The organism is Thermaerobacillus caldiproteolyticus (genome assembly GCF_015326725.1).
GTDB lineage: Bacteria > Bacillota > Bacilli > Bacillales > Anoxybacillaceae > Thermaerobacillus > Thermaerobacillus caldiproteolyticus.
In genome coordinates this window covers 1,538,189-1,550,793 of sequence record NZ_CP064060.1, presented here as the reverse complement: position 1 = coordinate 1,550,793, position 12,605 = coordinate 1,538,189, and the positions used below count along the sequence as shown (strand labels likewise).

14 protein-coding genes and 2 riboswitches are annotated in these 12,605 nt (G+C 42.5%); of the genes, 10 read left to right on the top strand and 4 right to left on the bottom strand.

What is annotated here, in order from left to right; translation table 11 throughout:
• Positions 1-4: 4 nt before the first annotated feature.
• From ISX45_RS07605 to thiE, 4 genes are all read left to right on the top strand, one after another.
• Complete coding sequence (locus ISX45_RS07605) at positions 5-1,036, top strand: glycosyltransferase family 2 protein (RefSeq protein ID WP_194520415.1); 1,032 nt, start codon at positions 5-7, stop codon at positions 1,034-1,036.
• A gap of 56 nt (positions 1,037-1,092) precedes the next feature.
• Positions 1,093-1,202: riboswitch (TPP riboswitch) on the top strand.
• 62 nt (positions 1,203-1,264) lie between these two features.
• Complete coding sequence (thiM, locus tag ISX45_RS07600; protein WP_194520414.1) at positions 1,265-2,074, top strand: hydroxyethylthiazole kinase; 810 nt, start codon at positions 1,265-1,267, stop codon at positions 2,072-2,074.
• Positions 2,075-2,087: 13 nt separating this feature from the next.
• Positions 2,088-2,897 (top strand): bifunctional hydroxymethylpyrimidine kinase/phosphomethylpyrimidine kinase, encoded by an 810-nt coding sequence (thiD, locus tag ISX45_RS07595; protein ID WP_181556318.1) that lies wholly within the window; start codon positions 2,088-2,090, stop codon positions 2,895-2,897.
• A 14-nt stretch (positions 2,898-2,911) separates the two neighbouring features.
• Complete coding sequence (gene thiE, locus ISX45_RS07590) at positions 2,912-3,568, top strand: thiamine phosphate synthase (RefSeq protein ID WP_194520413.1); 657 nt, start codon at positions 2,912-2,914, stop codon at positions 3,566-3,568.
• A 13-nt stretch (positions 3,569-3,581) separates the two neighbouring features.
• On the opposite strand, the gene ISX45_RS07585 is transcribed toward thiE, so the two are convergent.
• On the bottom strand, positions 3,582-4,577 hold the full coding sequence (locus ISX45_RS07585; RefSeq protein WP_194520412.1) for an acyltransferase family protein: 996 nt from the start codon (positions 4,575-4,577) through the stop codon (positions 3,582-3,584).
• 96 nt (positions 4,578-4,673) lie between these two features.
• Between ISX45_RS07585 and ISX45_RS07580 the strand changes: the two genes are divergently transcribed.
• The 3 genes from ISX45_RS07580 to ISX45_RS07570 all read left to right on the top strand — a co-directional run bounded on the left by ISX45_RS07580 (position 4,674) and on the right by ISX45_RS07570 (position 5,300).
• Positions 4,674-4,880: a hypothetical protein gene (locus ISX45_RS07580; RefSeq protein WP_194520411.1), complete on the top strand. Its 207-nt coding sequence runs from the start codon at positions 4,674-4,676 to the stop codon at positions 4,878-4,880.
• The gene (locus ISX45_RS07575) at positions 4,861-5,043 is read left to right on the top strand and encodes an H-type small acid-soluble spore protein (protein ID WP_181556314.1); all 183 of its coding nucleotides are present in this window, start codon (positions 4,861-4,863) and stop codon (positions 5,041-5,043) included. The genes ISX45_RS07580 and ISX45_RS07575 overlap by 20 nt, the downstream gene beginning before the upstream one ends.
• Before the next feature lie 89 nt (positions 5,044-5,132).
• A complete protein-coding gene (locus ISX45_RS07570; protein WP_181556313.1) occupies positions 5,133-5,300 on the top strand; it encodes a twin-arginine translocase TatA/TatE family subunit in 168 nt (55 codons plus the stop codon).
• Positions 5,301-5,435: 135 nt separating this feature from the next.
• On the opposite strand, the gene ISX45_RS07565 is transcribed toward ISX45_RS07570, so the two are convergent.
• Entirely contained in the window at positions 5,436-6,902 is a 1,467-nt protein-coding gene (locus tag ISX45_RS07565; protein WP_181556312.1) for an amino acid permease, read from the bottom strand.
• Between the two features lie 101 nt (positions 6,903-7,003).
• Positions 7,004-7,189: riboswitch (Lysine riboswitch) on the bottom strand.
• 145 nt (positions 7,190-7,334) lie between these two features.
• Here ISX45_RS07565 and ISX45_RS07560 point away from each other — a divergent pair.
• A complete protein-coding gene (locus tag ISX45_RS07560; RefSeq protein WP_181556311.1) occupies positions 7,335-7,919 on the top strand; it encodes a YitT family protein in 585 nt (194 codons plus the stop codon).
• A gap of 193 nt (positions 7,920-8,112) precedes the next feature.
• On the opposite strand, the gene ISX45_RS07555 is transcribed toward ISX45_RS07560, so the two are convergent.
• Positions 8,113-9,468, bottom strand: a complete 1,356-nt coding sequence (locus tag ISX45_RS07555; RefSeq protein ID WP_194520410.1) for a S8 family peptidase — start codon at positions 9,466-9,468, stop codon at positions 8,113-8,115.
• Between the two features lie 643 nt (positions 9,469-10,111).
• The gene (locus ISX45_RS07550) at positions 10,112-11,494 is read right to left on the bottom strand and encodes a peptide MFS transporter (protein ID WP_181556309.1); all 1,383 of its coding nucleotides are present in this window, start codon (positions 11,492-11,494) and stop codon (positions 10,112-10,114) included.
• 254 nt (positions 11,495-11,748) lie between these two features.
• Between ISX45_RS07550 and ISX45_RS19905 the strand changes: the two genes are divergently transcribed.
• Positions 11,749-12,099 carry an MBL fold metallo-hydrolase gene (locus ISX45_RS19905; protein WP_267240208.1) on the top strand — a complete coding sequence of 117 codons (351 nt, stop codon included), beginning with the start codon at positions 11,749-11,751 and terminating at the stop codon, positions 12,097-12,099.
• Complete coding sequence (locus tag ISX45_RS19900; protein WP_267240207.1) at positions 12,063-12,542, top strand: MBL fold metallo-hydrolase; 480 nt, start codon at positions 12,063-12,065, stop codon at positions 12,540-12,542. Before ISX45_RS19905 ends, ISX45_RS19900 begins: the two co-directional genes overlap by 37 nt.
• Positions 12,543-12,605: the final 63 nt, after the last annotated feature.

Here is a 12,605-nt window from a genome sequence, read left to right as displayed (position 1 = left end):
AGCGATGAGCGAACCGGTTCTCACTATTGTAGTCCCTTGTTATAACGAAGAGGAGGTGCTTCCAGAAACGATTCGGCAACTTCGTGATTTGCTTCAGCAATTAATAGCCGAGCAGCTTGTTTCTGAACAAAGTAAACTATTGTTCGTTGATGATGGAAGTCACGATACTACGTGGACGATTATTTATAAAGCAAGCTTGCGATATCCAGAAGTGAAAGGATTGAAACTCGCCCGCAATGCCGGGCATCAAAATGCCCTTTTAGCCGGATTATTTGCAGCTAAAATGCTTTCTGATTGTATCGTTTCCATAGATGCCGATTTGCAAGATGATATTTCCGTCATTCGTGAGTTTATGAAAAAGTTTCATGAAGGATACGAAATTGTATACGGAGTACGGAATAAGAGAGATACGGATTCGTTTTTTAAACGCCACAGCGCCCAAGGGTTTTATAAATTAATGAAAGCGATGGGGGTGCATATCGTTTATAACCATGCCGATTATCGTCTCATGAGTCGACGCGCCGTTGAGGAGCTCGAACGGTTTGAAGAAGTGAATTTGTTTTTGCGCGGCATTGTACCGTTGCTTGGTTTCCGTTCGACAACTGTTTATTATGACCGAAAAGAGCGATTAGCGGGAGAAACGAAATACCCGCTTAAAAAAATGTTGGCGTTTGCTTTAGACGGGATTACCTCATTCAGCATTACACCGATTCGTTTCATTTCGCTCGTTGGATTTGTTTCCTTTTTTGTGAGTTTGTTTTTTGGGGCATATTTTCTATTTTTAAAATTTAACGGTTATACGCAAACGGGGTGGACATCGCTTATTACGTCGATTTGGCTTCTTGGCGGACTTCAGCTCATTGCGCTCGGCTTGATTGGGGAATACATCGGGAAAATCTATAAAGAAACAAAACGCCGTCCGCGTTATATCATTGATCTTGATTTATTCAATTTTCCGTTGCCGCTTCCGGTAAATCATGTTCCATCGCTTGGAGAAGAGCGGAAAAGCGTCGATATTCAGAAGAGGAATAGGTAACGGCGATTTTTTGCTTGCATTCCTTTTCAAGAAGGAGTAGACTGGGCTTGTAAAAATAAATAGTGAGCGGGAGCCTGTGGAATCAGGCTGAGAGTACGACTAATCCGTCGTTGACCGTTTGAACCTGTTGGGTAATGCCAGCGTAGGGAAAGTGACAAGGAGAGAAGTGTACACTTTGCTTGCGCGCAAAGTGTTTTTTATTTTTGTGTGGAAAGGAATGGAACAAGGATGGACGTGCAAGAGATTGCCAAAACATTAGAAAACGTGCGGCAGGCTAATCCGCTCGTTCATAATATCACTAATGTTGTCGTTACAAATTTTACGGCAAACGGTTTGCTTGCATTAGGCGCTTCTCCGGTTATGGCATACGCGAAAGAGGAAGTGGCTGATATGGCAAAAATCGCTGGAGCGCTTGTATTAAATATCGGCACATTAAACGAAACGGAAGTCGAAGCGATGTTGATGGCTGGAAAATCGGCGAACGAACACGGCGTTCCGGTCATTTTCGATCCGGTTGGGGCAGGAGCGACGCGCTACCGAACAGAAACGGCAAAAAAGATTGTTCGTGAAGTGAACGTTTCTGTCATTCGCGGCAATGCGGCGGAGATTGCCAATGTCATAGGAGAAAATTGGATGATTAAAGGTGTGGATGCCGGCGAAGGAAACGGTGATGTCGTTGCGTTGGCAAAAAAAGCAGCACAGCAGCTTCATACCATTGTCGCGATTACGGGCAAAGACGATGTGGTTACCGATGGGGAGACAACATACGTCATTCGTAACGGCCATCCGCTTTTAACGAAAGTCACTGGAACGGGCTGTTTATTAACATCGGTCATCGGGGCGTTTGCCGCTGTTGAATCCAATTTATTGGTAGCGGCAGCTTCTGCGCTTGTCAGTTATGGAGTTGCTGCGGAAATCGCAGCGAAAAAAGCGGGAGAAGCGGGTCCGGGAAGCTTTCAAATTGCCTTTTTAAACGAACTTGCTCGTGTAGGGGAAGAAGATATTCGTCAATATAGTCTCATAGAACAAGTGAAGTGAAAGGGAGATTGTCATGAGAAACGTGTACAAAGCGTTAACGATTGCTGGTTCTGACAGCGGCGGCGGCGCCGGCATTCAAGCAGATTTAAAGACATTTCAAGAGCTGCGAGTATTTGGAATGTCCGCATTAACAGCGGTGACGGCGCAAAATACGCTCGGCGTACAAGGAGTATATCCTTTATCCGTTGAGGCGGTTGAACAGCAAATTGAATCGATCGGGACGGATTTAGGAGCCGATGCCGTCAAAACAGGGATGTTGTTTAGCGCGGAAATTATTCAAGCGGTGGCAGCCAAAGTGAAGCAATTTGGTTGGAATCAGCTTGTCGTCGATCCAGTGATGATTGCGAAAGGTGGTGCGCCGCTTTTACAAGAAGAAGCGGTTAGCGCCTTAAAAACACACTTGCTTCCATTGGCGATGGTCATTACTCCTAATATTCCGGAAGCGGAAGTGTTAACAGGCATGACAATCCGGACAATCAATGATCGCCATGAAGCCGCAAAGCGCCTATATGAACTAGGTGTCAAGCATGTCGTCATTAAAGGCGGTCATGATGATGACGACGATGAAGCAGTCGATGTATTGTACGATGGTCATGAATTTTCATATTTTACAAGCAAACGGATCGAAACGAACCATACGCATGGGACAGGTTGTACATTTGCAGCAGCGATTACGGCGGAACTCGCGAAAGGCCGCAGCGTCAAGGAAGCGGTACAAACAGCGAAAGCATTTATTCAAGCAGCAATTGAGCATGAATTAGGCATTGGTCACGGTCATGGTCCGACGAATCATTGGGCGTACCGACAAGCGAATTTATCATGATTAGGTGATGAACGGTGACACGAATCTCAACAGAAACGATGAAAGAATTGTTACGCGTGTATTTTATTATGGGCAGCAGCAACTGTAAGAAAAATCCTTTGAACGTTTTAACCGAAGCAATCACTGGCGGGATCACATTGTTTCAATTCCGTGAAAAAGGAAAAGGGGCGTTCACAGGCGAGGAGAAGTATGCTTTCGCAAAAGAGTTGCAAAAGATTTGCCGACAACATGGCGTGCCGTTTATCGTCAACGATGACGTCGAATTAGCAATTGAGCTCGATGCGGATGGAGTGCATATTGGACAGGACGATGAAAAAGCCGATGTCGTTCGCAAGAAGATCGGCGATAAAATTCTTGGCGTTTCCGCTCACAATTTGGAAGAAGCGCGCGCGGCGATGACAGCTGGAGCTGATTACATCGGTGTCGGTCCAATTTTTCCAACGACATCGAAAGACGATGCAAAGGAGGCGCAAGGCGCTTCTATCATTCGGTTTCTTCGTGACAGCGGCATCGACATTCCGATCGTGGCGATTGGTGGAATCACGCATGAAAATGCAAGTGAAGTCATCGCTGCTGGAGCTGATGGTGTTTCTGTCATTAGCGCGATCGCCTCTGCAGAGTCGCCATTTGATGCAACAAGACAATTTGTTCAATGTGTAAAAGTTAAATAACGGGCTGTTTCAGTTACGAAACAGCCCGTTTCTTTTTTGGAAAGCGCCATTCAATTAGAGGTCGCACAAGCCGAACAATCGGTTCGCTTCCTAAAATGAACATGACGAACAATGATAAAAGGAGCAACAACGGATAGCCGTGAATGTCCATAATGAAATCAGGAAAATGGGTCACATGTAAATATTTTAAAATAAACCCGTGAAGAATATAAATATAAAACGTTCTTGTGCCCAACGTTGAAATTGGTAAGCGACGATTTGGGATGAGCGCCATAAAGCAAAACATCATGAAAGCGCTCGCTCCATAAATAATCAGTCGACCTATAGCTCCTTTTTCTTCATGAACACCTAGCGTTTCATATGATTTAGAGCCGTACAACCATTCTTGCGGCAAATCAGGAAACCCGAGATGAATACAGATAAACATGCCGATTAAGGCGATTAGTGAAAATAGGCGAACACGTCGTGTCAGCAATCGTTCAAAATGGCTTTTCTGCAAGAAAAAACCCATTAAAAAGAACGGAAAAAACGTGAATGTTCGAGATAAGCTCAACCATTTTTCCGCTTCGATCATTCCGGCCCCCACGCCGAGTAACAAGGCGATCAATAGAGAAATATGTTTAGGTATATTGGCAAAAATCCATAATAATATATTCCAGCTAAACAAACTGATTAAAAACCATAAACTCCAATGCGGTGTAAAAACATCGATTTGTACCGTATCTTTTTCATATAAAAACGAATAATAAATCGAATACAATAGTTGAAAAATAAGATAAGGAAGCAATAATTTTTTCGTGATTTTTTTCAAATACCCATGCTGACGAAATCCTTTAGCAAAGTAGCCGGAAATTAAAATAAACGCTGGCATATGAAAAAAGAAAATCCAAACGTATAAGCTATGGACAAACAACTCACTATCAATATAAGGGCGGAGAAAGTGGCCAAACACGACGAGGAGCATTAAAAAACATTTCGCATTGTCGAAATAGCAATCGCGTTCGCTCATCACACCTTCCCCCATCTCTTTTTTCTATACTAATTCGAATTTTTTTTGCTTGTTATGGGGGTGATATTGCGTTGAATATCGACAGGAGGGTAAATCATGGAACACGAAACGACAGATATGACTCAATTGCTAGAAATTATCAATGCAAAAGGAGATGCAGGAGAACTCGAGCAAATTGTTCATCCGTATGTGCAGCTTATTTGCAATGATGAATTATTCTGGAAAGAATTACGGGTAATAGCAGAAGATAGTGCAAAAGATAATGAAAAGGAGGGAAATAACGATGGAAGTCATGCGCGCTAAACAAATTGCTGAGACGGGAGAAATCATTCCCGTTATGTATGAAGGAAAACAAGTATTCATCCAGCACGTTGATGAGGAACGAAAAATGGCAAGAATTTATCTGAAAGAACGGTCCGAAGAAGAAATGGAAGTTCCTGTTCGCCTTCTTCAAGAGCGGAACTAGCTAGCTTCTATTATTAGCGTGTGATATAATGAAATAGGATATGTTGAATGTGGTGATTTAGTGGATCATTGGAAAATGGAGTGAATACGATGAATATTGGATTTGGCGAAATTGCCCTTATCGTGTTTTTTGCGTTGTTAATTTTTGGTCCAAAGAAATTGCCGGAACTTGGTCGAGCAGCAGGGAAAACGCTTCGTGAGTTTAAAAATGCGACAAAAGGAATTATCGACGACGAAGAGCAAAAGGTACAAAAATAAACATGGGCTTGGTGTAGCTGTACACCAAGCCCATGTTTATTGATATAAACAATGGTATCACAAAAGCCTGTTACAAAATGAATAGACGCTTTTTAGTTTAGAAGGAGATGCCACGGGCAGATGGTGTTCTAATTGTTATTTGAATTTACATTCATGAAGCGGAACGACTTTTGTCTTTTTCGTCCATTTATACCCTAACCAAACGATAATAAATAGTGGTAAGCCAATATAAGAAACGAGAATGCCATACCAATCGATTGTTCCACCTATAAATGCAGAATAGTTTTGTCCCAAAATAACGATCGTACAAAGAACCAACGCAAAGATTGGACCAAAAGGAAACCATTTTGCTTTATAAGGTAAATCGCGAAGATCCCGACCTTGAGCAACGTAGGCTTTTCGGAAACGGTAATGGCTGATGGCGATTCCTAACCATGCGATAAACCCCGACATTCCTGAGGCATTTAACAACCATGTATAGACAACACCGTCCCCAAATAAAGAGGCCAAAAAGGCGAGCGTTCCTAAAGATGAAGTGACGATAAGCGCATTCACAGGTACGCCGCGTTTGTTTAACTTTGCTAAAAATTTCGGTGCCTTACCTTCGCGAGCTAAGTCCCACAGCATGCGAGTAGATGCATACATCCCTGAGTTACCAGCCGATAGAACCGCTGTTAAAATGACTGCATTCATGACGGAAGCAGCAAACGCAATTCCTGCCTTATCAAATACAAGCGTAAATGGGCTCACGGTTACATCGCTATTGGCAAGTTTTTCATTCGTGTAAGGAATCAATAAACCAATCGCTAAAATAGCTAAGACATAGAATAAAAGGATGCGCCAAAATACTTGGCGAATGGCACGCGGAATGTTGCGCTTAGGATCTTCGCTTTCGCCGGCAGCTACCCCTAACAATTCTGTTCCTTGAAAGGAGAATCCTGCTGCCATGAAAATTCCAAGCATCGCCATAAACCCGCCATGAAATGGAGCGTCTCCAATCGTAAAGTTTTTGAAGCCGACTGCTTCACCGCCCATAATCCCAACAATCATCAAAAAGCTCACAATTAAAAAAATGATAACAGTTGCGACTTTAATAAGAGAAAACCAATATTCAGCTTCACCGAATCCTTTTACGGATAAATAGTTTAATAGAAACATGACGGCTAAACAAAGCGCGCTCCATAAAAGCGAAGGGCTGTTAGGGAACCAAAACTTCATAATCATCGTGACGGCAGATAATTCGGCGGCAATGGTGATTGCCCAGTTGTACCAATAGTTCCATCCTAGCGCAAATCCTAAAGCTGGGTCCACAAACTTTGTGGCATAGGTGCTAAATGAGCCGGCGACCGGCATATATGTAGCCATTTCTGCAAGGCTTGTCATTAAAAAGTACACCATAATTCCAATGGCCGCATACGCAACGAGTGCTCCGCCAGGCCCTGCTGTGTGAACGGCGCTACCGCTTGCTAGGAATAAACCTGTGCCAATCGTTCCTCCTAAGGAAATCATTGTTAAATGCCGAGCCTTTAATTTTCGGTGTAACTCATTCGAGGACAGAGAATCGGAAGCAGACATTGCTTCTTTTTTCGTGACTGTCTCCATTGGTTCAATCACTCCTTTTCATTAGAATAATTGAGGAATAAAAAAGCCGTCGAAGGAGATTCGACGGCAGTGTACTCAATACCCGCACGCATCAAACCTTCCATGAAGATAGCGCTCCACGTCTGCTCCATGCAAACGTGACAGTGCTGTTCCTATTCGGCAACAGCCCCAGCTTAAGCATCCAGAGAAATGCCCAAGCTTCGGCAGCTTTTCCTTTCCAGTGAAGTCTTTGACGTCTCTGCGTCTCGTTCACCGTACTCATAAAAGCTGCGACCTCTACCTCATTGGTCTAATGAGCGTCCTATTCAGTTGTACCAATCATATTGTAAATGATTTTTGTAGTCGCGGCAATATAAAAATATTAAGAGACAAGTCTTTAAAAACAGTGCCATATATATTGAAATAGAGCGAAAAAAATGAGGTGTGGCACAAATGTTCAAAAAGATGGTTGCAATCGGTGTCGGCAGCGTTTTACTAGCCATTGGCATTAACGTTTTTTTGGTTCCCCATCACTTGTTAGACGGGGGAATCATTGGAATCGGCTTAATCGCGAAATACATTTGGCAAGTTAAAGTAGGGTTGACGACCATGTTGGTAAGCGTACCGCTTTATATTATTGCATGGTTTTACTATCGACCGTTTTTTTACAATAGTTTGCATGGACTGTTATTTTCCTCACTAATGATCGATGTATGTTCGGTGTTGCGTGGGACGGTATCGGTTGATCCGATGATCAGCTCGATTATTGGCGGAATTTTTGTCGGGACAGGCATCGGTATGATGTTACGGGAAGAGACAAGCACGGGCGGAACAGATTTATTAGCCCAATTTATCGCTAGAATCACAAATTGGAATGTAGGGATTATCATTTTTATAATGGATGCGTTGATTATTACAGTAGGGAGTTTTCTAATCGGTTCGACGTCATTTCTTCACTCGTTCATCGTTGTGACAGTCGTTGGTATTGTGACTACAATATTGACCGAAACAAAAAGATGGAGTCGCCCCATCATTTGACGTCTCCATCCTTTAATATAAGCGTTGAATCGCTGCTAGTTTTCTTGTGCCAAACTAGCGCTTGGGAAGTGACAAGCACTTCTGCCGGCGAAGAGCATTTAGCTTTGAGAGAGCTGGGATGGCGATATTTCGTCATTTATTCACAGGACGTGGTCAAGTATATAGAAGAAATTGGACGCTTCCGCTTTTCTTGTCATCGCAAGTCATTGGCAAGTTCAAGGGCGCGATATACGTTAATTAATCCGTGACCAAAATATGCATCTTTTCCGATTGGGCCTAAATCAACGGTTGTTCTTGTGATGATTTGCATAACTTGTTTGTTCGTTAGTTTCGGATTCAAAGAGCGAATAAGTCCTGCCAGAGCGGACACATGCGGAGCGGCCATTGATGTGCCAGAAAGAGCTGCATAGCGATGCCCGAGAAATGTGCTTGGAATATTCGTTCCCGGAGCCACAACATCTAAATAAGTTCCATAATTGGAATATTCAGCAGATGAGCCATCAGGATTGATTGCACCGACGCTTAATACTTCAGGATAAGCGGCGGGAAAGCTAGGCTGTGATGAGCGATCATTTCCGGAAGCAGCCACTAAGACGACATCGTGGTCATAGGCGTAGCGTACAGCTTCTTGTAATAATGTCGATGTCTGATAGTTGCCAAGGCTTAAATTAATCACTTTAGCTCCATGATCTACCGCCCAGCGAATTCCTTTTGCGACGTCAAAGGATGTGCCGTATCCTTCATTATTTAATGCTTTAATCGGCATAATGGGGTTAAACCACGTAATACCGGCGATACCTTCGTGATTGTTCGGTTCTGAAGCAATAATGCCCGCCACATGTGTACCATGTCCGTTATCGTCTTGAGGGATGTCATTATCTGCTAGCACGTTATATCCTTTTTGAAGGCGATGAACTAAATCGGGATGGTCAAGATCGACACCGCTGTCAATGACGGCAATCGTAACGCTTTTCTTCCCGTGGGAAAGCTGCCATCCTTCCTCCGTTTGAATGGCTGGCAAATTCCATTGATAGCGCGAATACAGTAAGTCGTTTGGCTGTTCATTTTGCAAAAAAATATAATTCGGTTCGGCATAGGCAGCATTCGGATGTTGGCGAAAGTAGTTGATTAATTCGTTATACGTTTTGCTGTTGGAGCGAAAGATGAAAAAATGGTCAAAACGGTTGACTGCTGTTCCGTCAATCTCTTGTTCGATGCGCGCTATATCCCGCTCCGTCGGCATCCGGTGAAATCGAACGGTAATTTCGTGATTGTAATAATGGCTTTGGTCGCGGCCATTATGATTGATTTTCACAATCCTTGGATGGCGATTTAATTTGGTTTTGATCGTCTCGTTCATCGCTAAGCTATTAAGGGTAATGATGGTCGGATGGGAACGAGGCGCTGGCTCATAAGGGGCTGGGGCGGTTTTTAACTGTTGAGCTTGTTGTTCGTTTACTGCGGGACGATACAAAGCAATGATTCCTGCAACGGTAACGAAGACAATGGCAAGTCCAGTGACAATGATCAAAAATGATGTTTTTTTCATACGTTTCACCTCATTCATTAGAATGAATCAATCGCAAAAAAATATGAAAAATGGGATTCCGGCTGTCGCGGCCGAATCCCATAGTTGAAACATTGCGGAGAGGGAAGGTGAGAATTATCGTTCGTTGTTTGTAAAGGGGGTTAAGACGCCTGCGTGTCTACGTGTATCTTCTTTTGCGCGTTCGTGGGATAATCGTAGACTTTATTCATATATTGGCTAGTTTGCCCTTGAAATTGAATCACAGCGTTTAAATGCTGTTTTAATGTATTGCATATTTCCGGAGCGATGCTTCGTCACATCGTATAGACTTTTACATCGTTTTTCTTGGTGATGACAAAATCCGTAGCAATCGGTTAAGAACGCTGGTTGTTTTGCTCATAAGCTAAAAGATTTTGTAAGCCATGGTGTGTAGTTGTGTTTTTTGAAGTCGTGATTGGAGTTCTAAAGCAGATACCGCTCGTTGCATTGCGACACTTTTGATTTTTAAACGCCAAAAGTTCATGAAGTTCTAATGTTTCATATGCTCTCAATTGCTTTCATTGTCTCTCATCACCTTACGAGAAATAGTGTGTACTGGAAGGGAATTTGTACGCATGGAAAATATATAGAAAGAAGGCTAACTCCGATTAAGGAGTTAGCCTTCTTATTCCATCATACGTACAAGTTTTTTCGTCAACAGCAATAAAATAAGTCCTAATCCAATCGTTAGGCCGCCAATTAAGCTGAAGATTTCTAAATAACCTAATGATTCGGTCAACGCGGCTAATTGACCACCTAAAACTTGAGCAACTCCTGTTCCTGCTAACCAAACGCCCATTAATAGTGATGCTAAACGAATTGGAGCAAGTCGGCTTACCATAGACAATCCTACTGGTGATAAGCAAAGCTCACCAAGCGTATGAAGGAAATAGGTCAAAATGATAAACATAACATTTGCTTTTTCGACAATGTGATGTTCATTGCTGCCAGTTTGTAGTACAGCAGGAATTAAAACAGCAAATCCAAGACCAAGTAAAATCATACCAATCGCCATTTTGGCTGGAATTGGTAAGTCACCACGTTTTGTATTCGAAAGTTTCACCCATAAGGCCGAAAGAATCGGTGCTAACACAACGATAAAGAATGGGTTCAATGATTGGAACCAAGACGTTGGGATTGCCCAACCACCGATGGATTTATCAACAAATTTATTTGTATATAATGTTAATGAGCTTCCGGCTTGTTCAAATCCAGCCCAGAAGAAAATGATAAAACATGCTAGAATTAAAATTACTGCGGTACGTTGCTTTTCTTTTTTCGTTAATGGAGTTTTTGGAACAGTTGCTCCAGTTTCCGTTTTCCCAACTGGTTTTTTTCCAATTTCCCCTAAATAACGATTTCCAAAGACATTAAAAATGATTTGACCGATAATCATACCGATCGATGCAGCAAGGAAACCGTATTTAAATCCGTATTGGACAACACCATTGACAGTTGTTTTAAAGTAATCTTCTGCTAAGAAGCCGCAAACAAGTGGTGCGAAGAAAGCACCGATATTAATACCCATGTAGAAAATAGTAAATGCTGCATCCCGACGCTTATCGTTTGGCCCGTAAAGTTCTCCAACAAGCGTTGAAATATTTGGTTTAAAGAAACCGTTACCAATAATTAGTAAAGCAAGTCCGAGATATAGACCTGTATGGTTGTTGATGGCAAAAAGTAAAAAGTTCCCAAGCGCCATCGTAATACCACCAATTGTAATCGCTAGCCTTCTACCTAAAAAGCGGTCAGATAGATAGCCACCGATAATTGGGGTAAAGTAGACAGCTCCTCCGAAGAAGCCGTAAATGCTCATCGCGACGCTTTCTTTAAATCCTAAGCCACCGCTAACGAGCTCTGTTGTTAAATAAAGAACAAGAATGGCTCTCATTCCATAATAACTGAAACGTTCCCAAAGCTCTGTAAAGAATAATAAATAAAGCCCGGGAGGATGCTTCTTTTTTGAATGATGATCGTTCATCACTTGAGTTTCTGCTAGTGCCCCCATGATGTTTCCTCCTCGTAAAAATGATGACATGTCCTATTTTAATTTACAAAATATTTATAAGTCAATAAAATTATATAGAAATAAAAAATTCTAAAAGTTTTGATGTTTATTTTTGGTTAAGACAGAAAATATAAATTTTTTAAAATATATATATAAATTATTTTAGTAAATAATTGTGTAAGTGCATAGTCGGGCATGGATGCTTACAAATTATTAAAGATGGAGGATTACTAATCCATGAGGAGGAAAGAGCGATGGGACCATATAAAAAGCCGTTTGTCGCTTCACATATTGCGAAATTGCGTACGTATATCGTCAATGTCTATTTCATTCAAATACCGGATCAGCGGGCATGGGTGCTTGTAGATGCGGGAACTGCGTTTTCTGCCTCTTTGATTCGGCGTATGGTAGAACGATTATTCGGTAAGCACTGCCGCCCCAAAGCGATCATTTTAACGCATGGACATTTTGACCATGTCGGAGCGTTAGCAGATTTGCTGAGCGATTGGGATGTTCCTGTATATGCTCATCGGTTCGAGATGCCGTATTTAACAGGAAAGCAAATTATTTGCCACCTGATCCGACCGTTGGTGGTGGACTTATAGCATGGCTTTCCCCGCTTTACCCACATGAAGGAATCAACCTAGGAGAAAAGGTGAAGCCGCTATCGGAAGACGGAGCTATTCCGTTTTTACCAGGATGGCGAGCGATTCATACGCCGGGGCATACACGGGGACACATTTCTTTATTCCGTGAAGAAGACCGTGTCTTACTTACAGGTGATGCGTTCATTACGGTGAAACAGGAGTCATTGTGGGCGGTGTTAATGCAACAGAAGGGAATTCACGGTCCGCCGATGTATTTTACGCCAGATTGGGAGCAAGCAAGACAGTCGGTCATCCAATTGTATCACTTGCAACCAACTATTGCGCTTCCCGGTCATGGTATGCCGATGTATGGAGAACAGTTACAAAACAGTCTAGAACAACTCGTAAGACAATTTGACGAGCTTGCTATTCCTGATCATGGCCGCTATGTTCGTGAGTAGATAAAGAAAAAGAGTGCCATCCCTCTTGTACAGACAGGAGCCGTCTTGTTACAAGAGGGATTG

Excerpts from the sequence above, each read along its gene's own strand:
- ISX45_RS07605 (WP_194520415.1), top strand. The coding sequence starts at position 5 with ATGAGCGAACCGGTTCTCACTATTGTAGTCCCTTGTTATAACGAAGAG.
- thiM (WP_194520414.1), top strand. The coding sequence starts at position 1,265 with ATGGACGTGCAAGAGATTGCCAAAACATTAGAAAACGTGCGGCAGGCT.
- thiD (WP_181556318.1), top strand. The coding sequence starts at position 2,088 with ATGAGAAACGTGTACAAAGCGTTAACGATTGCTGGTTCTGACAGCGGC.
- ISX45_RS07585 (WP_194520412.1), bottom strand. The coding sequence starts at position 4,577 with ATGAGCGAACGCGATTGCTATTTCGACAATGCGAAATGTTTTTTAATG.
- ISX45_RS07580 (WP_194520411.1), top strand. The coding sequence starts at position 4,674 with ATGGAACACGAAACGACAGATATGACTCAATTGCTAGAAATTATCAAT.
- ISX45_RS07575 (WP_181556314.1), top strand. The coding sequence starts at position 4,861 with ATGGAAGTCATGCGCGCTAAACAAATTGCTGAGACGGGAGAAATCATT.
- ISX45_RS07570 (WP_181556313.1), top strand. The coding sequence starts at position 5,133 with ATGAATATTGGATTTGGCGAAATTGCCCTTATCGTGTTTTTTGCGTTG.
- ISX45_RS07565 (WP_181556312.1), bottom strand. The coding sequence starts at position 6,902 with ATGGAGACAGTCACGAAAAAAGAAGCAATGTCTGCTTCCGATTCTCTG.
- ISX45_RS07560 (WP_181556311.1), top strand. The coding sequence starts at position 7,335 with ATGTTCAAAAAGATGGTTGCAATCGGTGTCGGCAGCGTTTTACTAGCC.
- ISX45_RS07555 (WP_194520410.1), bottom strand. The coding sequence starts at position 9,468 with ATGAAAAAAACATCATTTTTGATCATTGTCACTGGACTTGCCATTGTC.
- ISX45_RS07550 (WP_181556309.1), bottom strand. The coding sequence starts at position 11,494 with ATGGGGGCACTAGCAGAAACTCAAGTGATGAACGATCATCATTCAAAA.
- ISX45_RS19905 (WP_267240208.1), top strand. The coding sequence starts at position 11,749 with ATGGGACCATATAAAAAGCCGTTTGTCGCTTCACATATTGCGAAATTG.